General features: G+C 51.3%; 23 protein-coding genes and 1 other annotated feature. Of the genes, 11 read left to right on the forward strand and 12 right to left on the reverse strand.

Going from position 1 to position 22,492, the window contains the following annotated elements:
* Window positions 1-52: 52 nt before the first annotated feature.
* Window positions 53-1,714: a DNA repair protein RecN gene (gene recN, locus OGW16_RS06065; RefSeq protein WP_047409398.1), complete on the reverse strand. Its 1,662-nt coding sequence runs from the start codon at window positions 1,712-1,714 to the stop codon at window positions 53-55.
* Between the two features lie 85 nt (window positions 1,715-1,799).
* Window positions 1,800-2,678 carry an NAD(+) kinase gene (nadK, locus tag OGW16_RS06070; protein ID WP_032944608.1) on the reverse strand — a complete coding sequence of 293 codons (879 nt, stop codon included), beginning with the start codon at window positions 2,676-2,678 and terminating at the stop codon, window positions 1,800-1,802.
* 122 nt (window positions 2,679-2,800) lie between these two features.
* Between nadK and grpE the strand changes: the two genes are divergently transcribed.
* Complete coding sequence (gene grpE / locus OGW16_RS06075; RefSeq protein ID WP_043017972.1) at window positions 2,801-3,394, forward strand: nucleotide exchange factor GrpE; 594 nt, start codon at window positions 2,801-2,803, stop codon at window positions 3,392-3,394.
* Between the two features lie 50 nt (window positions 3,395-3,444).
* Here grpE and OGW16_RS06080 read toward each other — a convergent pair whose 3' ends face one another.
* Window positions 3,445-4,734, reverse strand: coding sequence for an HlyC/CorC family transporter (locus OGW16_RS06080; RefSeq protein ID WP_008324538.1), 1,290 nt, complete (start codon window positions 4,732-4,734; stop codon window positions 3,445-3,447).
* Window positions 4,735-4,752: 18 nt separating this feature from the next.
* The gene (locus tag OGW16_RS06085) at window positions 4,753-5,544 is read right to left on the reverse strand and encodes a cytochrome C assembly family protein (RefSeq protein WP_043017239.1); all 792 of its coding nucleotides are present in this window, start codon (window positions 5,542-5,544) and stop codon (window positions 4,753-4,755) included.
* 165 nt (window positions 5,545-5,709) lie between these two features.
* Here OGW16_RS06085 and ffh point away from each other — a divergent pair, with 165 nt between their 5' ends.
* The 5 genes from ffh to rplS all read left to right on the forward strand — a co-directional run bounded on the left by ffh (window position 5,710) and on the right by rplS (window position 9,335).
* Window positions 5,710-7,071, forward strand: a complete 1,362-nt coding sequence (gene ffh / locus OGW16_RS06090) for a signal recognition particle protein (protein ID WP_003031226.1) — start codon at window positions 5,710-5,712, stop codon at window positions 7,069-7,071.
* Between the two features lie 249 nt (window positions 7,072-7,320).
* A complete protein-coding gene (gene rpsP, locus OGW16_RS06095) occupies window positions 7,321-7,569 on the forward strand; it encodes a 30S ribosomal protein S16 (protein ID WP_003031228.1) in 249 nt (82 codons plus the stop codon).
* 18 nt (window positions 7,570-7,587) lie between these two features.
* Window positions 7,588-8,136 (forward strand): ribosome maturation factor RimM, encoded by a 549-nt coding sequence (gene rimM / locus OGW16_RS06100; RefSeq protein WP_003031230.1) that lies wholly within the window; start codon window positions 7,588-7,590, stop codon window positions 8,134-8,136.
* Window positions 8,137-8,180: 44 nt separating this feature from the next.
* Window positions 8,181-8,948 (forward strand): tRNA (guanosine(37)-N1)-methyltransferase TrmD, encoded by a 768-nt coding sequence (gene trmD / locus OGW16_RS06105; RefSeq protein ID WP_003031232.1) that lies wholly within the window; start codon window positions 8,181-8,183, stop codon window positions 8,946-8,948.
* Window positions 8,949-8,987: 39 nt separating this feature from the next.
* Complete coding sequence (rplS, locus tag OGW16_RS06110; RefSeq protein WP_002914145.1) at window positions 8,988-9,335, forward strand: 50S ribosomal protein L19; 348 nt, start codon at window positions 8,988-8,990, stop codon at window positions 9,333-9,335.
* A 130-nt stretch (window positions 9,336-9,465) separates the two neighbouring features.
* Here the strand turns inward: rplS and OGW16_RS06115 are convergent, their stop codons facing one another.
* The 4 genes from OGW16_RS06115 to OGW16_RS06130 form a co-directional block, all read right to left on the reverse strand.
* The gene (locus OGW16_RS06115) at window positions 9,466-9,948 is read right to left on the reverse strand and encodes an OmpA family protein (RefSeq protein ID WP_043017238.1); all 483 of its coding nucleotides are present in this window, start codon (window positions 9,946-9,948) and stop codon (window positions 9,466-9,468) included.
* A 12-nt stretch (window positions 9,949-9,960) separates the two neighbouring features.
* Entirely contained in the window at window positions 9,961-11,187 is a 1,227-nt protein-coding gene (dgcN, locus tag OGW16_RS06120; RefSeq protein ID WP_043017237.1) for a diguanylate cyclase DgcN/YfiN, read from the reverse strand.
* Window positions 11,180-11,698: a regulatory sequestration protein YfiR gene (gene yfiR / locus OGW16_RS06125; RefSeq protein WP_047409405.1), complete on the reverse strand. Its 519-nt coding sequence runs from the start codon at window positions 11,696-11,698 to the stop codon at window positions 11,180-11,182. The genes dgcN and yfiR overlap by 8 nt, the downstream gene beginning before the upstream one ends.
* A gap of 158 nt (window positions 11,699-11,856) precedes the next feature.
* Window positions 11,857-12,231, reverse strand: a complete 375-nt coding sequence (locus tag OGW16_RS06130) for a DUF2799 domain-containing protein (RefSeq protein ID WP_043017971.1) — start codon at window positions 12,229-12,231, stop codon at window positions 11,857-11,859.
* A gap of 215 nt (window positions 12,232-12,446) precedes the next feature.
* Here OGW16_RS06130 and aroF point away from each other — a divergent pair, with 215 nt between their 5' ends.
* Both aroF and tyrA read left to right on the forward strand, forming a co-directional pair.
* Complete coding sequence (aroF, locus tag OGW16_RS06135; RefSeq protein ID WP_016154067.1) at window positions 12,447-13,517, forward strand: 3-deoxy-7-phosphoheptulonate synthase AroF; 1,071 nt, start codon at window positions 12,447-12,449, stop codon at window positions 13,515-13,517.
* A gap of 10 nt (window positions 13,518-13,527) precedes the next feature.
* Complete coding sequence (gene tyrA / locus OGW16_RS06140; RefSeq protein WP_003826456.1) at window positions 13,528-14,649, forward strand: bifunctional chorismate mutase/prephenate dehydrogenase; 1,122 nt, start codon at window positions 13,528-13,530, stop codon at window positions 14,647-14,649.
* A 97-nt stretch (window positions 14,650-14,746) separates the two neighbouring features.
* Here tyrA and pheA read toward each other — a convergent pair whose 3' ends face one another.
* The 4 genes from pheA to bamD all read right to left on the reverse strand — a co-directional run bounded on the left by pheA (window position 14,747) and on the right by bamD (window position 17,503).
* On the reverse strand, window positions 14,747-15,907 hold the full coding sequence (pheA, locus tag OGW16_RS06145; RefSeq protein WP_075145815.1) for a bifunctional chorismate mutase/prephenate dehydratase: 1,161 nt from the start codon (window positions 15,905-15,907) through the stop codon (window positions 14,747-14,749).
* A 22-nt stretch (window positions 15,908-15,929) separates the two neighbouring features.
* Window positions 15,930-16,055 (reverse strand) — a sequence feature (Phe leader region).
* A complete protein-coding gene (gene pheL / locus OGW16_RS06150; protein ID WP_101706155.1) occupies window positions 16,007-16,054 on the reverse strand; it encodes a pheA operon leader peptide PheL in 48 nt (15 codons plus the stop codon). It overlaps the preceding feature by 48 nt.
* Window positions 16,056-16,157: 102 nt before the next feature.
* Window positions 16,158-16,496 (reverse strand): ribosome-associated translation inhibitor RaiA, encoded by a 339-nt coding sequence (gene raiA / locus OGW16_RS06155; protein WP_003031244.1) that lies wholly within the window; start codon window positions 16,494-16,496, stop codon window positions 16,158-16,160.
* Window positions 16,497-16,765: 269 nt separating this feature from the next.
* Window positions 16,766-17,503, reverse strand: coding sequence for an outer membrane protein assembly factor BamD (gene bamD, locus OGW16_RS06160; protein ID WP_043017234.1), 738 nt, complete (start codon window positions 17,501-17,503; stop codon window positions 16,766-16,768).
* Window positions 17,504-17,634: 131 nt separating this feature from the next.
* Between bamD and rluD the strand changes: the two genes are divergently transcribed.
* From rluD to clpB, 3 genes are all read left to right on the forward strand, one after another.
* Window positions 17,635-18,615, forward strand: coding sequence for a 23S rRNA pseudouridine(1911/1915/1917) synthase RluD (gene rluD, locus OGW16_RS06165; protein ID WP_043017233.1), 981 nt, complete (start codon window positions 17,635-17,637; stop codon window positions 18,613-18,615).
* Window positions 18,612-19,343: a purine nucleoside phosphorylase YfiH gene (yfiH, locus tag OGW16_RS06170; protein WP_213733783.1), complete on the forward strand. Its 732-nt coding sequence runs from the start codon at window positions 18,612-18,614 to the stop codon at window positions 19,341-19,343. The genes rluD and yfiH overlap by 4 nt, the downstream gene beginning before the upstream one ends.
* Window positions 19,344-19,472: 129 nt before the next feature.
* Complete coding sequence (clpB, locus tag OGW16_RS06175) at window positions 19,473-22,046, forward strand: ATP-dependent chaperone ClpB (RefSeq protein WP_220771836.1); 2,574 nt, start codon at window positions 19,473-19,475, stop codon at window positions 22,044-22,046.
* Window positions 22,047-22,492: the final 446 nt, after the last annotated feature.

Raw genomic sequence — 22,492 nt, forward strand, 5'->3', positions numbered from 1 at the left:
GGGTCGGTCGGCGATTTTATGTTGAACTCAGACCTTCACAAGGTAAAAAAGTTTATGCCGCCAGCAGTTCTTTTGCATTTGCGAGGGTATTGCGCGTCACTTCGCTACCGCCAAGCAGGCGGGCTAATTCCTGCAGGCGAGCGCGTTTATCAAGCGGCTGCATGTGTGTTTCCGTCATCGCGCCATCCGTTTCTTTACTGACGTAGAAGTGTTGGTGACCACAGCCAGCAACCTGCGGCAGGTGAGTCACACACATTACCTGAGTTGACTCGCCTAACTGACGCAGCATTTTGCCCACCACCGCAGCAGTTGGGCCGCTGATACCCACGTCCACTTCATCGAAAATCAGCGCCGGAGTTTCCATTTTACGTGCGGTAATGACCTGAATCGCCAGCGCAATACGCGACAGCTCCCCGCCGGAAGCCACTTTCGCAATTGGCTGTAACGGCTGACCCGGGTTAGTCGTCACTTTAAACTCAACGCGATCGGCTCCGTCTGCGCTCAGATGGTGCTCCTCAAATTTCACATCAATGCAAAAGACACCGTGCGGCATCGAGAGAGTATGCATGCTCTCTGTAATAAGTTGTCCCAGCTCCTGAGCATAATGTTGGCGCTGCTGGTGCAGCATTTTTGCCGTTTCCAATGCCTGCAAATGGTGATTGTTCACCGCCAGGGTTAAAGTTTCGAGCGAGTCGGCCTGATCGTCCAGTTGCTGTTGTTCATCCAGCAATGACTGATAGAACTGTGGCAGCGCTTCAGGGGCAACATGATGCTTACGCGCCAGCGAGATTTGTTTAGAAATGCGCTGCTCAAGTTCGAACAAACGATTAGGGTCTAAATCCAGACGATCGCAATAGTGGCGCAGCTCGTCGCTGGCTTCGCTGAGCTGGATAGTGGCCTCTTCCAGCATATCCAGAATACCGGAAAGCTTGCCGTCCATGCCTGCCAGTTCAGTAACCAGGTGCTTTGCGGTGTACAGTTGGCTTTGCAAATTGATGTCTTCACCATCCGCCAGGATAGCCAGCGCCTGCTGGCTGGTGGTGAGCAATTGCCCGCTGTTAGCCAGACGCTTGTACTCTTCATCAATTTGCTCAAACTCGCCTGGCTGCGGGTTGAATTCGTTCAGTTCCTTTAACTGGTATTGCAACAGTTCCGCCCGGGCTGCGCGTTCCTGACTTTGTTGTTGATGATGCGCCAGGTCACGACAGCTTTGGTGCCACAACTGGTAGCGCGCAGCCATTTCTTGAGTCAGGGACGCCTCATTGGCGTAACCGTCCAGCAGGGATTTTTGGTGTTCTGATTTTGTCAGGAGCTGATGTGCATGCTGGCCGTGGATTTGAATAAGTAACTGGCCCAGTTCGCGCAACTGCGACAATGGAACGGCGGTACCGTTAATGAAGCCACGGGAGCGGCCGTCGCTGCTGATAACGCGACGCAGTAGACACTCACGGCCTTCCTCAAGCTGGTTCTCTTCCAGCCAACGCAGAGCAGCGGGGGTATCTTTTAAGGCAAAACGGGCGCAGAGGTCGGCTCGCGTGGCGCCTGCACGCACCATGTCGGCGTCTGCGCGTCCGCCCAGACATAAACCGAGAGCATCAATGGCAATGGATTTACCCGCACCGGTCTCACCGGTAATAACGGTCATTCCGTTCTGGAAATCGATCTCAAGTTCACGAACGATAGCGAAATTGCTGATGGTCAGTTGTGCCAACATAGCTGTTTTCCTGTATGAAAAACCATAACTGTAATTACATACAGTATAAACTGGTTTTTTATACAGTAAAGAGGTTAGCGTTAAATTAGAATAATTTTTTTGACCAGCCTAGTTTCGTACTTAATGTGTTGAAATAGCTGTAATCTTTTGGATGTATCAGGTTCAGATGATAATCACAGCGGCGAATCAATACGTCTTCACCTTCCTGTATAGGCAGGGCTATTTGGCTGTCACAGCTGATCTCGAGATCATTCCGGCGATGAGAAAAACGCAGGCGTATAGTGCTGCTACTGTTGATCACCAACGGTCGCGCGGAAAGCGTATGCGGAAACATCGGAACCAGCGTAATGGCATCCAGAGAAGGTGTCAGAATTGGGCCTCCGGCAGAGAGCGAGTAGGCGGTAGAGCCAGTTGGTGTGGAGATAATCAACCCATCTGAACGTTGAGAGAAGGCAAAGATTTCATCGATATAGACTTCGAATTCAATCATGTGCGCCACTTTCCCGGGGTGCAGCACAACTTCATTGATCGCAGTGCTAATGCGCTTCTGGCAATCCTGTTGGCATACCTGGGCTTCGAGTAAAAAGCGCTTTTCGCTGATGTAGTGGCCTTCCAGCACGTCAGCTAGCTGCTGTTGGGCATTGTCTGGGTCAAGGTCAGTCAGGAAACCAAGGTTGCCGCGGTTAATGCCAATAACCTTGATGTCATAACGTGCCAGAGTGCGTGCGGCGCCCAGCATATTGCCGTCGCCGCCGACGACCACGGCGAGGTCTGCCTGCTGGCCAATCTCTGCGAGCGTACCGGTTTTCACATTTTTCAGCTGTAGCTCGTGGGCGATTTGTTGCTCAACGATAACCTCATAACCTTTGGCGCACAGCCAGCGGTAGAGCATTTCATGTGTGGTCAGTGCAGTGGGGTGACGTGGATGCCCCACAATGCCAATACACTTGAAATGTTTGTTCATTTTCTCGAGGTCCTTGTAACGAAGATTAGTGACAATGTGAGTACTTCCCTTGAATCCCTGAATCTGATCCCCATAATAAGCCAAGTTAGCGAGATGAATGCGAAAAAAACGCGGAGAAATTCATGAGTAGTAAAGAACAGAAAACGCCTGAGGGGCAAGCCCCGGAAGAAATTATCATGGATCAGCACGAAGAAGTTGAGGCGGTTGAATCAGACGCTTCTGCTGAGCAGGTGGATCCGCGCGATGAAAAAATTGCGAATCTTGAAGCTCAGCTTGCTGAAGCCGAAACTCGCGAGCGCGACAGCGTGTTGCGTATCAAAGCGGAAATGGAAAACCTGCGTCGTCGTACTGAACTTGACGTAGAAAAAGCGCATAAGTTTGCGCTGGAAAAATTTGTCAACGAACTGCTGCCGGTGCTGGATAGTCTGGACCGTGCGCTGGAAGTGGCGGACAAAGATAATGACGCTATGGCGGCGATGGTTGAAGGTATTGAGCTGACCCGTAAGTCAATGCTGGATGTCGTGGCGAAGTTTGGCGTACAGGTGGTTGCGGATATCGATGTGCCGATGGACCCGAATGTGCACCAGGCAATTGCAATGGTCGAGTCTGACGAAGTTGCTGCCGGTAATGTGCTGATGGTAATGCAAAAAGGCTATACCCTGAACGGACGTACCATCCGCGCCGCGATGGTCTCTGTGGCGAAAGCCAAAGGCTAATCAGCCTTCAGGTCGGGTAATGCTCACGCGCTACCCGGCCTGAATTACGCTCACTGGTCCGACACGCTTTCTCGTAGCGGCTTGACCGGCAATACCTGCACCTGTTTAATCATATTGTCCTGCACGTCGAGAATATCGATATCGTACTGCCCAATACGCACACGCGTGCCGGCCACCGGGATCTCTTCCAGCGCTTCAAGAATAATACCGTTTACGGTACGTGCGTCATCTTCCGGCAGATGCCAGTTAAACGCCTTATTGATTTCACGAACGTTGGCGCTGCCGTCAATGATCACCGAGCCATCATTCTGTGGCGTTACCTCTTCGGCAAGCGTGGGTGACATTGAGGTGGTGAAATCGCCGACAATTTCTTCCAGAATATCCTCGACCGTGACCAGCCCCTGAATATCGCCATATTCATTGACGACCAATCCCACTTTCTTCTTATTTCGCTGAAACTTAATGAGCTGGGTGCTGAGCGGCGTGCCTTCCGGTACGTAATATATCTCGTCGGCGGCGCGTAACATGGTCTCTTTAGTGAACTCTTTTTTCTCGGCCATCAATCGCCAGGCTTCACGTACGCGCAGCATGCTGATGGCGTCGTCCAGCGAGTCGCGATACAGCACAATACGGCCGTGCGGAGAGTGCGAAAGCTGACGCACGATTGACTTCCAGTCATCGTTAATATCAATGCCGATGATTTCGTTACGCGGGATCATGATGTCATCGACGCTGACTTTTTCCAGATCCAGCACTGACAGCAGCATATCCTGGTTACGGCGTGAGATTTGCGAGCGCGATTCATTCACCAGCGTTCGCAGCTCATCTTTACTCAGCGAACCGCTCACTACGATATCCGTTTTGATGCCCATCATGCGCATCAGCAGCCGCGTGATGGTGTTGAGTAGCCATACCAGGGGCATCATCAGAATCTGCAGGGGAGCCAACAGGACGCTGCTTGGATAGGCGACTTTTTCCGGATACAGCGCGGCGATGGTCTTTGGTAATACTTCGGCAAAAACCAGTACTACAAACGTCAGTACCCCGGTGGCAATGGCGACGCCTGCATCGCCATACAGGCGCATACCGACAATGGTGCCGAGCGCGGAGGCCAGAATATTCACCAGATTATTACCGATGAGCACCAGGCTTATCAGGCGATCCGGCTTGCGAAGTAACTTTTCAACGCGTTTTGCCTGACGATTTCCCTGCTTGGCCCGATGACGTAGACGGTAGCGATTCAGGGTCATCATTCCGGTTTCAGAACCGGAAAAATAGGCGGAAATGACCACCATGATGAGAAGCGTGACAATGAGCGTGGTGGTGGAGATGTGTTCCACGTAGGGTTCCTTAAAGATTTAACTCACGAACTGCTGCAGTATACGGCTGCCGAAATAGGCCAGCGTCAGAATGACTGCGCCTGCGACGTTAAACCATACGACGCGACGTCCGCGCCAGCCTTCATGGTAATGCCCCCACAACAGAACGATATAGACAAACCATGCCACGATAGAGAGAACGGCTTTATCAATGTTCTCGGTACTGAACAGGTTATGCATGTAAAACAGGCCAGTGCACAGGGTGAGCGTCAGCAGAACCACGCCAATTTGGGTGATATGAAACATTTTCCGCTCAATACTCATCAGCGGCGGCATCTCATTGCTGAAGGCCAGTTTTTTGTTTTTCAGTTGGTAATCGATCCATGCCAGCTGTAGCGCATAGAGCGCGGCGATAATCAGCGTGGCGTAAGCGAACAACGATAGCCCGATGTGAATCATCATGCCCGGCGTAGCCTCGAGATGAGTGATGAACTCGTTAGGCATAAACGTGGCGAAGGCCAGGTTTATCAGCGCAAAGGCGTAGACAATGGGCAGCAATAGCCAGCCACGATTACGGGAAGCGACGATGGTCATTACCGTACAAATCATCAGGCTAACCAGCGAGCCGACGTTCAACAGACTCAGGTTTTGTCCGCTTTCACCGCCGGGCAGAATACGCGCTTCCAGGGCGATAGCATGGCTTACCAGCGCGACGGCCGCAGAGAAAATAGCCATACGCCGCCAGCCGCTGTTTTTTTGCAGCAGAGCGGGAATAATCAGCGCGAGGCTGACTGAGTAGGCGACAAGGGCAAGCAGAGCAAAAACGGGCATATAGGTGTCGACAGTTGGCCAGTGATAAAGAAAAGCAGTATAGCGTTACGTGACCGCTGCTCCAACCGTTGCATAACAACAAAGGCGGCTTCATGTTATACTGCGACAAATTTCTGTTGATGTGTCGCTGTCGCGACCGACCGTTTCCACCCCAGGCGAGAGACAATGTTTGATAATTTAACCGATCGTTTGTCGCGCACGCTGCGCAATATCAGTGGCCGTGGACGCCTTACTGAAGACAACGTTAAAGAGACGCTGCGCGAAGTGCGCATGGCGCTGCTGGAGGCTGACGTAGCGCTGCCAGTAGTGCGTGAGTTTATCAATCGCGTAAAAGAGAAAGCGGTTGGTCATGAAGTTAACAAAAGCCTGACGCCGGGTCAGGAGTTCGTCAAGATTGTCCGTAACGAACTGGTTGCGGCAATGGGCGAAGAAAACCAGACCCTGAATCTGGCAGCGCAGCCACCAGCCGTGGTACTGATGGCGGGCCTGCAGGGTGCGGGTAAAACGACCAGCGTCGGTAAGCTGGGTAAATTCCTGCGCGAGAAGCACAAGAAGAAAGTGCTGGTGGTCTCCGCGGACGTGTATCGCCCGGCGGCGATCAAACAGCTGGAAACGCTGGCCGAGCAGGTTGGTGTCGACTTCTTCCCGTCAGATGTCGGTCAGAAGCCGGTCGATATCGTTAACGCCGCGCTGAAAGAAGCCAAACTCAAATTCTACGATGTGCTGCTGGTGGATACCGCCGGTCGTCTGCACGTTGATGAAGCGATGATGGACGAAATCAAACAGGTCCACGCTTCGATCAAGCCGGTAGAAACGCTGTTTGTGGTCGACGCGATGACCGGTCAGGATGCCGCGAATACGGCAAAAGCCTTTAACGAAGCGCTGCCGTTAACCGGTGTGGTGCTGACTAAAGTTGATGGTGATGCCCGTGGCGGTGCGGCGCTCTCTATTCGTCATATCACCGGCAAGCCGATTAAATTCCTCGGCGTCGGCGAGAAAACCGAAGCGCTGGAGCCGTTCCACCCGGACAGGATTGCTTCACGTATTCTCGGCATGGGCGACGTGCTGTCGCTGATCGAAGATATCGAAAGCAAGGTTGACCGCGCGCAGGCAGAGAAATTAGCCAGCAAGCTGAAAAAAGGCGATGGCTTCGATCTCAACGATTTCCTTGAGCAGCTCAACCAGATGAAAAACATGGGCGGCATGGCAAGCCTGATGGGCAAGCTGCCGGGCATGGGTCAGATTCCTGACAACGTGAAATCGCAGATGGACGATAAAGTGCTGGTGCGTATGGAAGCCATCATCAACTCGATGACGATGAAAGAACGCGCTAAGCCGGAAATCATCAAAGGTTCCCGTAAACGCCGTATTGCTGCCGGTTGCGGTATGCAGGTACAGGACGTAAACCGCCTTCTGAAACAGTTCGACGACATGCAGCGCATGATGAAGAAAATGAAGAAAGGCGGAATGGCGAAGATGATGCGTGGTATGAAGGGGATGATGCCACCAGGCTTCCCAGGCCGCTAATCGGCCTGGCTTGTTTGCCATTTCGGCACCGGGGTGTGCTCGCCATCCTCACGTACTGCGTGTACGCTCCGGTGGCTGCGCGCACGCCGGCACCGAACTGACGGCACCGCCAACGGCCTTTTATAGCAGAGTTATCAACTGCTGATTGCATTTTCCCCAGAAATCAGTAAAATTTTCGGGCTTTTAATATGACACCCGGGCTCCGTTCCTCGATGGGGCCTGGGTGTTTTATTCACACAAGAGGATGTTATGGTTACTATTCGTTTAGCTCGTCACGGCGCTAAAAAGCGTCCGTTCTACCAGGTTGTTGTTACCGACAGCCGTAATGCACGCAACGGTCGCTTCATCGAGCGCGTTGGCTTCTTTAACCCAATCGCTAGCGAAAAAGAAGAAGGCACTCGCCTGGATCTGGATCGCATCGCTCACTGGGTTGGCCAGGGCGCGACTATTTCTGATCGCGTAGCTACGCTGATCAAAGCAGCAAACAAAGCAGCTTAATCTGTCACGGTGGTCATGATGAGCAAGCAACTCGCCGCACAGGCTCCTGTAGAACCCATCGTTTTGGGGAAAATGGGGTCTTCTTACGGTATCCGTGGTTGGCTCAGAGTGTTTTCTTCCACTGAAGACGCCGAAAGCATTTTTGACTATCAGCCCTGGTTTATCCAGAAGGCGGGTCAGTGGCAGCAAGTACAGCTGGAAAGCTGGAAGCACCACAATCAGGATCTGATCATCAAGCTGAAAGGCGTTGACGATCGTGATTCGGCGAATCTACTGACTAATTGCGAAATTGTCGTGGATTCCTCGCAGTTGCCAGCGCTGGAAGATGGTTCCTATTACTGGAAAGACCTTATGGGCTGCCAGGTAGTGACCACTGAAGGCTACGATCTCGGTAAAGTCGTCGATATGATGGAAACCGGTTCGAATGACGTCATCGTCATCAAGGCAAACCTGAAAGATGCGTTTGGTATCAAGGAACGTCTTGTACCGTTCCTCGATGGGCAGGTTATCAAGAAAGTCGATCTCGCTACTCGTACTATCGAAGTAGATTGGGATCCTGGTTTTTAAACCACCGGATAAACGGTAAAAGTCGGCGTTATGGGGATTGGCTTGTGTTTATAGGTATCGTTAGCCTGTTTCCAGAAATGTTCCGCGCAATTACCGATTACGGGGTAACTGGCCGGGCAGTAAAAAATGGCCTGCTGAACATCCAGAGCTGGAGTCCTCGTGACTTTACTCATGACCGGCACCGTACCGTGGACGATCGTCCTTACGGCGGCGGACCGGGGATGTTAATGATGGTGCAACCTTTACGGGACGCCATTCATGCAGCAAAAGCTGCGGCTGGTGAAGGCGCAAAGGTGATTTATCTTTCACCTCAGGGACGCAAGCTTGATCAAGCGGGCGTTAGCGAACTGGCCACGAATCAAAAGCTGATTCTGGTATGTGGTCGCTATGAAGGAATAGATGAGCGCGTGATTCAAACCGAAATTGACGAAGAATGGTCAATCGGCGATTACGTACTCAGCGGTGGTGAGTTACCGGCAATGACGCTGATCGACTCCGTTTCCCGGTTTATTCCGGGAGTTCTGGGTCATGAGGCTTCGGCAATCGAAGATTCGTTTGCTGATGGGTTGCTGGATTGCCCGCACTATACCCGACCTGAAGTGTTAGAGCAGATGGAAGTACCGGCGGTGTTACTGTCGGGGAACCACGCTGAGATACGTCGCTGGCGTTTGAAGCAGTCGTTGGGCCGGACCTGGCTTAGAAGACCTGAACTTCTGGAAAACCTGGCTCTGACTGAAGAGCAAGCAAGGTTGCTGGCGGAGTTCAAAAAGGAACACGCGCAACAGCAACATAAACATGATGGGCAGGCGTAAGCCCCCAATATCAGTTTACCCAGGATAAGAGATTAAATTATGAGCAACATTATTAAGCAACTTGAACAAGAACAGATGAAGCAGGACGTACCTTCCTTCCGTCCGGGTGATACCGTGGAAGTGAAAGTATGGGTTGTTGAAGGTTCCAAAAAACGTCTGCAGGCATTCGAGGGCGTGGTTATCGCTATTCGTAACCGCGGTCTGCACTCTGCATTCACTGTTCGTAAAATTTCCAACGGCGAAGGCGTTGAGCGTGTCTTCCAGACTCACTCTCCGGTAGTTGACAGCATTGCTGTTAAACGTCGTGGTGCTGTTCGTAAAGCTAAACTGTACTACCTGCGTGAGCGCACTGGTAAGTCTGCTCGTATCAAAGAGCGTCTTAACTAAGATTCGCGCAAGCGACATCCTGTTAGAAAAGGGCTGGCCGAAAGGCTGGCCCTTTTTTTATCCCGACATTTACTCTTTTGTTCTTTATGGCAACGGAATGACTGCGCGGTGCGCAGCCAGTGGGGAGTGATTATGGTGTCGCGATCACGACCGCAACGCGGCGGTTTTCAGCACGACCTTTTGAGGTCTGGTTACTGGCGATCGGGTATTTCTTCCCGAGGCCCTGGGTTGTCAGGTTGGTGCGGGGGATGTTGGCGCCCTTTGCCCAGGCATCGGCAACCACATTCGCGCGTTTGAGCGACAGCGCTTCGTTGTAGCTGTCTTCGCCGTAGTTATCGGTATGACCATCCAGGCGCGCATGGTTAAGCCCGGTAGCAGCCAGTTTGGATGCCATTTCCTGGATCTGCTTTTCGCTCTCAGGACGGAGCTTATAGTCGTTTTTGTCAAACAGAATGTTGTCAGACAGGCCAAGAGACCAGTCTCCGGAAGCTTCGGTAAATCCGTACGATTTCATGGCTGCAATTTGCTCTGGGGTAAATTTTCCCTGAGGTGCCTGACAGCCCGCCAAAATCAGTAAAAGCAGAAGAAGCGGCGACAATAGACGTTTTAGCATGTGTGTAATTCCTTATTTTTTAATAATGCGTTCAGCACGCAAATTTTTGGCCTGATACATATTTTGATCGGCAAGTTCTTGTAATTTCTCGGCAGAGGCGTGTTCCCACGTCAGCGCAAAACCAATGCTGAGTGTCATGCTTGCCAGATGACCATTATGCAGGTCAAAAGGTCGGTTAAACTCTTGTGACAGTGCCGCGCAGATCCGCTGAACTTCGTATTCAGAGTGAACGCTGTAAAGCACCATAGCGAACTCATCGCCGCCAAGCCTGTATGGGTGATGTCGAGTTCCACCAAACTCGGACAGCCTTTTTGCCACTTCAATCAGGACCCGATCCCCCGCTGCGTGGCCCCAGGTATCATTTATAAATTTAAAATTATCACCATCAAGAAATAACAATGCGGAACTGCTGTGCGCGGCATCGTCATTCATCAGGGCGTTAATACTGCTGCGAAATGCGGCGCGATTCGCCAGGCCCGTCAAAGGATCGTGTAGAGCGGTACGCAAAAGCTGGGCGTTTTTTGCCTGCAGTCGCAGCTGCCACTCTTCCATCTCGTCCAGCAGACTATTAAAGTCCTGGGCAAAAAGATGAAACTCTTCAATGCGCTCTTCTGAAACGCGTCGTGAAAAATTACGGTTGGTACGAACATCATGTACCACCTCGGTGATATTTTGCAGAGCTTCCACGACGCCATTATGTAAATAGCGAGTGAGCATTAATGCAATGCCAGATGCTAACAGAATGCACCCGGTAAGAACGGCCAGTGACAAATAAATGAAATGACTGATAACGCTATCGCGCGCAGTCAATCGTACTTCGCCGATGACGTTGCCATTATGCAAGATCGGCTGAGTAACCGGTTGTGGGAACAGCCAGTGGCTGATCATACCACTGATTTTTTCGGTCGTATCCTGCGCGTTATAGCGCCAGGTGGCGATTACCTTCTGGTTTTTATTACGTACTTCTGCAACGGAAAATTGCCCCTGTTGGCCCAGCGCCGCCAGCGTTTCAGTTGCCGCGACACCATCAGAAAAGACGAGCGCTGCTTCAAGCGTGCGGGTCATGGTTGCTGCGGTCAGATCCAGGTTCTTTTGCGCATACTGCCTCAGTGCCAGCACGGAAGATATGCTGAGCAGCAGCCAGATCAGCGTCATGGTTACCAGAACGCTGATTATGCTGATACGCCGCAATGTCCGCTTAAACGTCGGGCGTGTTATGGGAGAATGGTCCTTATCCATGCTTATTATTCCGTGCAAGCATCAATACGTCTGGACTGACCCTTACGCCGCTGCGTGAAAGGGAATCCATATTTACGGAAAATCTCACATCTTCATCTTTAATTATGAGGCAAAAAGCGCTGCCAATAACGCATTCGGGATTCTGTTCAGCAATTAATAGCAATGCCTTAGACGGATATTTATTCTTTAATTCCACCTGATAAGTAGGGGATTCTTTTCCAAAATAAAAACCGTCACACTGCGAAACTAATATTTCTTGTTCCGTACGAATGATGACGGGAAGATAGGGTAATGCACCAGCACTGGTATCTTTCAGTACACTGGAAAAACGCGATGAAGAGAAAATACACAGTTTGGGGGGCCCGGACAGTGCGGGCCAACGTGTATAACTGACGATGCCGGAAACCATAGCGCGTACAGATTTCGCTTCTTCCGTAACGCTTTGGGCGTACAGCGGTAATCCGGTCAGGAGCAGTGCCAGTAGAAGTATGAGTCGGTAAGAATAGCTCATGAATAGTTACCTACCAGCGTTTGCCGTAAAACGTCGAAATACATTCAAGATTGTTTAGGACAAAATAACATTATTTTCCTAAGCCGTCATTATGCCAGGGATAAAGCTACAGATTATTTAAGTAAAATCTTAGTGAGTAATAAAATATAACCTATTGTTTAGTTTAATCTTATTGAGGCAGCACCTTCGGTTGCCCCTTTTTGCCAGGCGCTGTGTAACTGGTCAACATTTTCGACCGTATCACAACTTGCGGGAAAGGTTTTCCCGGTCAAACCCCTGGCATAAACAAAATCCTGCTGGCAGGTTTTACGTTGTCCCTCGGCGTAACCCTTAAGATATTTCGTACGATCGACTTCAGGGTCATTGTAGTTGTCGGCAAGAGTTTCATTATCTTTAACGGCATACCCCGAAATGGCATCTTGTATCCCGGCATCGTACCAGTCGGTACCCGTCCAGGTTGGGGCGTGGGTATAGGGATCTATCTGGCATCCGCTAATAAATAATAGAAATAAGGTGCTGATGAATTGCTTCATTGCCTGTACTCCTTCGTTTTTGTAAGCATAGCGGATCTGAATATTGGTTGGTGTAAATTTAAGTGTACATTCATGATGGCTGATTTTGGCTTTAAATTGCATGTTGTAAATTAAAATTTACGGATTGTGGATTGAAATCTTTACCCATTATGTTATCGTTATCTCCTCCTCGCTGAGGATCAACTATCGCAAACGAGCTAAACAGGATCACCATCATGCAAAAAGACGCGCTGAACAACGTACATATTACCGACGAACAGGTTCTGATGACTCCGGAGCAGCTGAAAGCTGAATTCCCGTTGAGCCAGGCGCAAGAAGCGCAAATCTCCCAGTCGCGTAAAACCATTTCAGATATTATCTCCGGTCGCGATCCGCGTCTGTTGGTGGTATGTGGCCCGTGCTCCATTCACGATCCTGAAATGGCTATTGAGTACGCTCGTCGATTTAAAGCCCTTGCCGCAGAGGTCAGCGATAGCCTCTACCTGGTGATGCGCGTCTATTTTGAAAAACCCCGTACCACCGTCGGCTGGAAAGGGTTAATTAACGATCCTCATATGGATGGCTCTTTTGATGTTGAAGCAGGCCTGAAAATTGCGCGTCAGCTGCTGCTTGAACTGGTGAATATGGGACTACCGCTGGCAACTGAAGCGCTTGATCCAAATAGCCCGCAATACCTGGGCGATCTGTTTAGCTGGTCCGCAATCGGTGCCCGAACCACGGAATCGCAGACCCACCGCGAAATGGCTTCCGGTCTTTCGATGCCGGTTGGCTTTAAGAACGGTACCGACGGTAGCCTGGCGACCGCTATTAACGCCATGCGCGCGGCGGCACAGTCACACCGCTTTGTTGGTATTAACCAGGCCGGGCAGGTTGCGCTGCTGCAAACTCAGGGAAATCCAGACGGTCACGTGATCCTGCGCGGGGGTAAAGCGCCGAACTACAGCCCGGCAGATGTCGCCCAGTGCGAAAAAGAGATGGAGCAGGCGGGACTACGACCTTCTCTGATGGTAGATTGCAGTCATGGTAATTCCAATAAAGATTACCGCCGTCAGCCTGCCGTGGCTGAATCCGTGATTGCACAAATCAAAGATGGCAATCGCTCGATCATTGGGTTGATGATTGAAAGTAATATTCACGAAGGCAACCAGTCCTCTGAACAGCCGCGCAGCGAAATGAAATACGGCGTGTCCGTAACCGATGCCTGCATTAGCTGGGAAATGACGGATGCGCTACTGCGTGAAATTAGCCAGGATTTAAACGGCCAGCTGTCGGCGCGTGTAGCATAAGAGGTTGGTTATGGTTGCTGAATTGACCGCATTACGCGATCAAATTGATGAAGTCGACAAGGCGCTGCTGGATTTACTGGCACGCCGCCTGGAGCTGGTTGCCGAAGTCGGTGAAGTAAAAAGCCGCTTTGGACTGCCAATCTACGTGCCGGAACGGGAAGCCTCTATGCTGGCCTCCCGCCGGGCGGAAGCGGAAGCACTTGGCGTGCCGCCGGACCTGATTGAAGATGTGCTGCGCCGTGTTATGCGCGAATCTTATTCCAGTGAGAACGATAAAGGGTTTAAAACGCTCTGTCCTTCTCTGCGACCGGTGGTGATTGTCGGCGGCGGCGGTCAGATGGGGCGTCTGTTTGAAAAAATGCTCACCCTGTCAGGTTATCAGGTACGGATCCTGGAACAGCAGGACTGGGATCGCGCGCCGGAGATTGTCTCTGATGCCGGCATGGTGATCGTCAGTGTGCCGATCCACGTCACCGAGCAGGTGATCGCCAAATTACCGCGTCTGCCGTCCGACTGTATTCTGGTGGATCTGGCTTCGGTGAAAAACGGTCCTTTGCAGGCGATGCTGGCGGCCCACGACGGCCCGGTGGTGGGATTACACCCAATGTTTGGTCCGGACAGCGGCAGTCTGGCCAAGCAGGTCGTTGTCTGGTGTGACGGACGCCAGCCGGAAGCTTATCAGTGGTTTCTGGAACAGATTCAGGTGTGGGGGGCGCGTCTGCATCGGATCAGCGCCGTTGAACATGACCAGAATATGGCGTTTATTCAGGCATTGCGTCACTTTGCGACCTTTGCTTATGGTCTGCATTTAGCGGAAGAGAATGTTCAGCTTGAGCAGTTGCTGGCGCTATCTTCTCCGATTTACCGCCTTGAGCTGGCGATGGTCGGACGTTTGTTTGCCCAGGATCCGCAGCTTTATGCCGATATCATTATGTCGTCTGAGAGCAACCTTGCGCTGATCAAACGCTACTACCAACGTTTTGGCGAGGCGATCGGTTTACTGGAGCAGGGCGATAAGCAAGCGTTTATCGACAGCTTCCGTAAGGTGGAGCATTGGTTCGGCGATTATGCGAAACGCTTCCAGAGTGAAAGCCGTACTTTGTTGCGCCAGGCGAATGACAGTCGTCCTTAAGTAAGATATCGGATGGCGGCTTCGCCTTATCTGGCCTACAAAAGTCGCATGAATTGTAGGCCGGATAAGCGTAGCGCCATCCGGAAAATTAAGATTGTCAGCTCGGATCCACCGGCACCACGTTCTCGCTCGGATAGCAGCCCAGTACTTTCATCGAACGCGTAATCTCACCCAACTCCTTCAACGCTTTTTGCATCTGCGGGGATTCCAGGTTGGCCTGGATATCAAGATAAAACATCTCTTCCCACGGATTGCCGTGAATTGGGCGTGACTCCAGTTTAGTCATAATCAGATTATGGTTACGCAGTACCAGCAGCGCTTCAACCAGCGCACCGGCTTGTTGTCCTGTCGCCATCAGCAGCGTTGTTTTTGCCGGAACCTGGTCGGAAACATTGATTGCTTTGCGCGCCAGCACCACGAAGCGGGTGATGTTTTGCGTCTGGTTAGCTTCAATGTGTTCAAGCACCTGCAAACCATACAGTACGCCTCCGGCTTCGCTCCCCAGCGCCGCCACGCGGGGTGAGTTAGCCTGCGCAACTTTTTCCATCGCCGCAGAGGTGCTTTCGGTGTACTCAATCTTCCAGTGTGGGTAACGACCGAGGAACTTACTGCACTGCTGGAACGGCTGCGGATGGCTATATACCGTTTCAATGGTCTCGAGATCCGTCGTGCCAGACACCAGGACACAGTGGTCTATCGTAATGGTCATTTCGCCAACGATAGACAGGCTGGTGTGCTGTAGTAGGTCGTAAACGTCGTTAATCCCACCGGAACTGGTGTTTTCAATCGGAACCACTGCGTAGTCAGCTTGTCCGGTTTCGACCTGATTAAAGATATCGGCAAATTTCGCGCAGCCGCTTTCAATAAATTGCTCAAAATGACGGGCAGCATACTGACGTGCGGCGAGATGGGAATATGACCCTTTTGGTCCGAGGAAAGCTACGCGCGCCGAGTGCGGGTTAATTTTGTTCAGATGCTGCTGCAGCAGTGCCTGTTGAGTCAGGACGGAGTCTTCGATGATGAGCTGGAACAGGCGAGTAATGTAGTGAGCATCGAGATGATGTGCTTTGCCAAGCTGAATGAGTCGGTCCAACAGATCACGTTCACGGTCGATATCACGAACCGGACGATGAGAAAGCAGTTTAGCTTTGCCAACTTCTACGGCCAGTCCACGTCGCTCAGCCAGCAGGGCCAGTAATTTTTCATCCAGCGTGCTGATCTTATCGCGCAGCGCCAGCAATGGGTTTTCCGATGTCATAGTGTTGCCTTTCTTGTTATCAATAAAAAAGGCCCCCCGTTTTGGGAGGCCTTATTGTTCGTCTTCGCATTCTTTATCACACGACGAAACGCCTCCCATTCAGGGGAAGGTAAAAAAGAATGCGAAGAAGAACGGGATAAGTTTCATGTAATTTTCCTTTGGCTACGTCAGTAAAGTACCCGTACTGTTTTCACCCTGTCAACAAAAAACGCGCCCGAAGGCGCGTTGGCGATACACTCAATGTAAGGGACTACTCTTCTTCTGCTTCGACGAAGTTGGCGTCTTTGACTGAAGTTGTGGCACGACGGGCTTCGCCTTTGTGCTGCACTTTATTGAGCTGCCGTTCCAGCTTGTTGATCAAATCGTTAATTGCGGTGTACATATCCTCGTGTTTTGCGCTGGCGACCAGATGTCCGTTCGGTGTATTGATGGTGGCATCAGCAATGAAACCCTGTGGCTCCTTAGACAGAATGATATGTGGATTAATCAGATGAGTTTGCCATTTTTCTAGTTTGGCGAGACGGTCTGCGACATGCTGGCGAATTGCCGGAGTAATTTCCATTTGTTTACTGGTAATGTTCATTGTCATAAATTTTACCTCTTGTCTTTCCCGTCTTGGTGATTCCAGCATACCGTTCCTAATGTCAAAATGTGTGATCTAAATCACATTATTTTGTCGCTTTTTGTCAAGAAAACCTTTTTGTGAGGCATCGCAGGAACAAGCGATTTTTTACTTGAGGAATACCTGAAAGCAGGCCATATTTGATGAGATGCGTCGAAGCTAAACCGCTTCAGTGATGACGTTAATGGATAAAAAAACGGCAGCCGTTGGGCTGCCGTTTTGCATTCTGAGGTAAATCAGGTGTTGCTGCTGTTGGCGGCAATAATTTTTGCTACTTTTTCTGCCTGCGCATTCATCTGCATCTGGCGATAAGCGTTTTCCATCAACGGCAGAGCATTACGTGTTGCCTGAGTATCAGGGAAGTCACGCAGCATGCCTTCCACACGGTTTACCACGGCAACCCATGCACCGCGGGCAGTGTAATATTCCGCAACGGAATATTCATACTTCGCCAGACGATCTTTCAGGAACACCAGACGTTTAGTGGCGTCAGTGGTGTACTGGCTGTTCGGATAGCCACGTACCAGCTTGGAAAAGTCATTAAACGCAGCTCGGGCATGTTGCGGATCGCGATCGCTGCGATCAACACCAAAGAATCCTTGCAGTGCGCTATCATCCAACGCCATATTGGTCAGGCCACGCATATACATGACATAATCAATGTTAGGGTGTGTCGGGTTAAGACGGATAAAACGATCGATGGCAGCCTGAGCAAGTGGCAGATCGGCGTTTTTGTAGTAGGCGTAGATGAGATCTAATTGCACCTGCTGAGAATACGGTCCAAATGGATAACGGTTATCCAACGCTTCCAATTGCGTTATTGCCTGTTTCCAGTTACCGTCCTGCAGCTTTTGCTGAGCAGTCGCGTAGATTTCATTTGGCGGATTATCGGGCACCTCTTCCTTTGAACCAGAGCAACCCGCCAAAAACAGGCTCAACGTGGCTGCTGCCACCAGATATTTCATGCGCGTCATGACGTTTTGACTTTCCTCAAAATGTTTTACGGGAGATTCTCTGTTCCTGCTCCCGGTTAAGACCAGCTACAATAGCACACTATATTAAACGGCAAAGCCGTAAAACCCAACGTTAAACGAAGAAGCAGTTTATGGCACAACGAGTAGAACTCACCGCAACAGTCTCCGAAAATCAGCTCGGTCAACGCTTAGATCAGGCTTTGGCCGAATTGTTCCCTGATTATTCGCGATCGCGCATAAAAGAATGGATCCTCGACCAGCGCGTACTGGTAAATGGCAATCTTTGCGATAAACCGAAAGAAAAAGTGTTGGGCGGAGAGCGCGTCTCCATCAATGCAGAAATTGATGAAGAGGTTCGTTTTGAGCCTCAGGATATCCCACTGGATATCGTTTATGAAGATGACGATATTCTTGTCATCAACAAACCCCGTGACCTCGTAGTGCATCCGGGCGCCGGGAATCCTGATGGTACGGTATTGAATGCGTTGCTGCATTACTATCCGCCAATCGCGGATGTTCCTCGTGCGGGTATCGTACATCGTCTGGATAAAGACACGACCGGATTAATGGTGGTGGCAAAGACCGTTCCGGCGCAAACACGTCTGGTGGAGTCGCTGCAGCTGCGTGAAATCACTCGTGAGTACGAAGCCGTGGCGATTGGTCACATGACGGCAGGCGGAACCGTTGAGGAACCGATTAGCCGTCACCCGACCAAACGTACGCACATGGCGGTGCATCCAATGGGTAAACCGGCGGTGACGCACTATCGCATTATGGAACACTTCCGTGTGCACACGCGTCTGCGGTTGCGTCTGGAAACCGGACGTACGCACCAGATCCGCGTGCATATGGCGCATATCACCCATCCGCTGGTGGGCGATCAGGTCTACGGCGGCCGTCCGCGTCCACCGAAAGGCGCTTCAGACGAATTTATCTCCGTGCTGCGTAAATTTGACCGTCAGGCGCTGCACGCGACTATGCTGCGCCTGTATCACCCAATTTCCGGTATCGAAATGGAATGGCACGCGCCTATACCACAAGATATGGTGCAATTGATTGCAGTGATGCGCGCTGATTTCGAAGAACATAAGGATGATATTGCCTGGCTATGAGTAAGCTAATTGTCCCGCAGTGGCCGATACCGCAAGGTGTTGCGGCGTGTAGTTCTACCCGTATTGGCGGTGTCAGTATGCCGCCTTACGATTCGCTGAATCTGGGCGCCCATTGCGGCGATAACCCGGAGCATGTTGAAGAGAACCGCAAACGACTGTTTACTGCGGGCAATCTGCCGTCAAAGCCTGTCTGGCTGGAGCAGGTCCACGGTAAGGATGTCCTGAAACTGACCGGCGGGCCTTACGCCTCCAAACGTGCAGATGCTTCATACAGCAACACGCCGGGCACCGTCTGTGCGGTGATGACGGCCGATTGTCTGCCGGTGCTGTTTTGTAATCGCGCGGGAACGGAAGTCGCGGCGGCACATGCGGGTTGGCGCGGATTATGCGCCGGCGTACTGGAAGAGACGGTAGCGTGTTTTGCCGATAAACCTGAAAACATTATTGCCTGGTTAGGCCCGGCGATTGGCCCGAACGCGTTTGAAGTGGGGCCAGAAGTTCGCGCAGCGTTCATGGCGAAAGATCCGCAAGCGGACCTTGCATTTGTACCGCATGGCGACAAATACCTGGCGAATATTTATCAGCTTGCGCGCCAGCGGCTGGCAAATGTCGGCGTAGAGAACGTCCACGGCGGCGACCGCTGCACCTTCAGCGAAAGTGAGACGTTCTTCTCTTATCGTCGCGACAATACCACGGGTCGTATGGCAAGTTTTATTTGGCTGATATAACCTAAAGAATCAAGACGATCCGGTACGCGTAATTTTCTTTTCACATAATTCAGGTCATTCACCTTGAATAATTGAGGGATGACCTCATTTAATCTCCAGTAGCAATTTTGGCCTGTTATGGGAGGAGTTATGCGTCTGGATCGTCTTACTAATAAATTCCAGCTTGCTCTTGCCGATGCCCAGTCACTCGCATTGGGGCACGACAATCAATTCATCGAACCACTTCATCTAATGAGCGCCTTGCTGAATCAGGAAGGGGGATCGGTACGTCCTTTATTAACGTCTGCCGGCATTAATGCTGGCCAGTTACGTACAGCCATTGACCAGGCGTTGAGCCGGTTGCCGCAGGTAGAAGGTACCGGCGGTGACGTTCAGCCTTCTCAGGAGCTGGTGCGTGTACTGAATCTTTGCGACAAGCTGGCGCAAAAACGTGGGGACAACTTTATTTCGTCAGAACTGTTCGTTCTGGCGGCGCTTGAGTCACGCGGTACGCTGACCGACTTATTAAAATCAGCAGGTGCTTCGACCGCCAATATCACTCAGGCAATTGAACAAATGCGTGGAGGTGAAAGCGTGAATGACCAGGGGGCTGAAGACCAACGTCAGGCCTTGAAAAAATATACCGTCGATCTGACCGAACGTGCCGAACAGGGCAAACTCGATCCGGTAATCGGGCGTGATGAAGAAATTCGCCGCACCATACAGGTGCTGCAACGTCGTACTAAAAATAACCCGGTGTTAATCGGGGAACCCGGTGTCGGTAAAACCGCCATCGTGGAAGGTCTGGCCCAACGTATCATCAATGGTGAAGTGCCGGAAGGCTTAAAAGGTCGCCGTGTGCTGGCGTTGGATATGGGCGCGCTGGTGGCTGGGGCTAAATATCGTGGTGAGTTTGAAGAACGCTTAAAAGGTGTGCTGAACGATCTCTCGAAACAGGAAGGCAATGTCATTCTGTTTATTGATGAGCTGCATACCATGGTAGGTGCAGGTAAAGCCGATGGCGCCATGGACGCCGGGAACATGCTGAAACCGGCGCTGGCGCGTGGGGAACTGCACTGCGTAGGCGCAACAACTCTCGACGAATATCGCCAGTACATCGAAAAAGATGCGGCGCTGGAACGTCGTTTCCAGAAAGTGTTTGTGGCTGAGCCAAGCGTTGAAGATACCATCGCGATTCTGCGCGGCCTGAAAGAGCGTTATGAGCTGCACCACCATGTGCAGATTACTGACCCGGCGATTGTTGCGGCAGCAACGCTGTCTCACCGCTACATTGCCGATCGTCAGTTGCCGGATAAAGCTATCGACCTTATTGATGAGGCGGCATCCAGCATTCGTATGCAGATTGACTCCAAGCCGGAGGAACTCGACAGGCTCGACCGCCGTATTATCCAGCTCAAACTGGAACAGCAGGCATTAATGAAAGAGTCTGATGAGGCGAGTAAAAAACGTCTCGATATGCTCAACGAAGAGCTGGACGACAAAGAGCGCCAGTATTCTGAGTTGGAAGAAGAGTGGAAAGCTGAAAAAGCATCCCTCTCGGGAACGCAAACTATCAAGGCTGAGCTGGAGCAGGCAAAAATTGCCATCGAACAGGCGCGTCGCGTCGGCGACCTGGCGCGGATGTCTGAATTGCAGTATGGCAAAATTCCTGAACTGGAAAAACAGCTGGAAGCAGCCACCCAGTCTGAAGGCAAAACCATGCGTCTGCTGCGTAACAAAGTCACGGACGCAGAAATTGCGGAAGTGCTGGCGCGCTGGACCGGGATCCCTGTTGCTCGCATGCTGGAAGGCGAACGGGAAAAACTGTTGCGTATGGAGCAGGAGCTGCACAGCCGCGTGATTGGCCAGAATGAAGCGGTGGAAGCCGTTTCTAACGCCATCCGTCGTAGCCGCGCGGGCTTGTCCGATCCGAATCGTCCGATTGGCTCATTCCTGTTCCTTGGCCCAACCGGTGTCGGTAAAACTGAGCTGTGCAAAGCGCTGGCAAACTTTATGTTCGACAGTGATGATGCAATGGTGCGTATCGATATGTCCGAGTTTATGGAGAAACACTCGGTGTCTCGTCTGGTTGGCGCGCCTCCGGGATATGTCGGTTATGAAGAGGGGGGGTACCTGACGGAAGCGGTACGTCGTCGTCCTTACTCTGTCATCCTGCTGGATGAAGTGGAGAAAGCGCACCCGGATGTATTCAACATTCTGTTGCAGGTGCTTGATGATGGTCGTCTGACTGACGGGCAGGGGAGAACGGTTGATTTCCGTAATACGGTTGTCATCATGACCTCGAACCTGGGGTCGGATCTGATTCAGGAACGCTTTGGTGAGCTGGATTACGGCCACATGAAGGATATGGTGCTGGGCGTCGTGAGCCATAACTTCCGCCCGGAATTCATCAACCGTATAGATGAGGTTGTTGTATTCCATCCGTTGGGTGAGCAGCACATTGCTTCTATTGCTCAGATCCAACTGCAGCGTCTGTACAAACGTCTGGAAGAGCGTGGCTATGAAATCCATATCTCTGACGAGGCGCTTAAGCTACTGAGTGCGAATGGTTACGATCCGGTGTATGGCGCACGTCCATTAAAACGCGCTATCCAACAACAGATCGAAAACCCTCTGGCGCAGCAAATCCTGTCTGGTGAGCTGATTCCAGGCAAAACGATTCGCCTGGAAGTGAATGACGATCGTATTGTGGCAGTGCAGTAAGTCACAAAACGACAATAAACGAGCCCTACGGGGCTCGTTTGTGTTTAAAAACCAGGCGAAAATTGAACTATTGGTTGAAAAGTAATCGCTTGATAAGTTTTTTGTATTTTTAACTTGTCAGCCTGAAATAACTCCCTATAATGCGCCTCCACTGACACGGAACAACGGATTACAAGCCGCCGGGTCAGCGGGGAAAGGCGATAATAATCGCTTGACTCTGTAGCGGGATGGCGTATTATGCACACCCCGCGCCGCTGAGAAAAGGCGAAGCGGCACTGCTCTTTAACAATTTATCAGACAATCTGTGTGGGCACTCGAAGATACGGATTCTTAACGTCGCAAGACGAAAAATGAATACCAAGTCTCCTGAGTGAACATACGTAATTCATTACGAAGTTTAATTCACGAGCATCAAACTTAAATTGAAGAGTTTGATCATGGCTCAG

Source organism: Citrobacter sp. Ce104, from assembly GCF_030334595.1.
In the GTDB taxonomy this organism is placed as follows: Bacteria; Pseudomonadota; Gammaproteobacteria; order Enterobacterales; family Enterobacteriaceae; genus Citrobacter; species Citrobacter europaeus.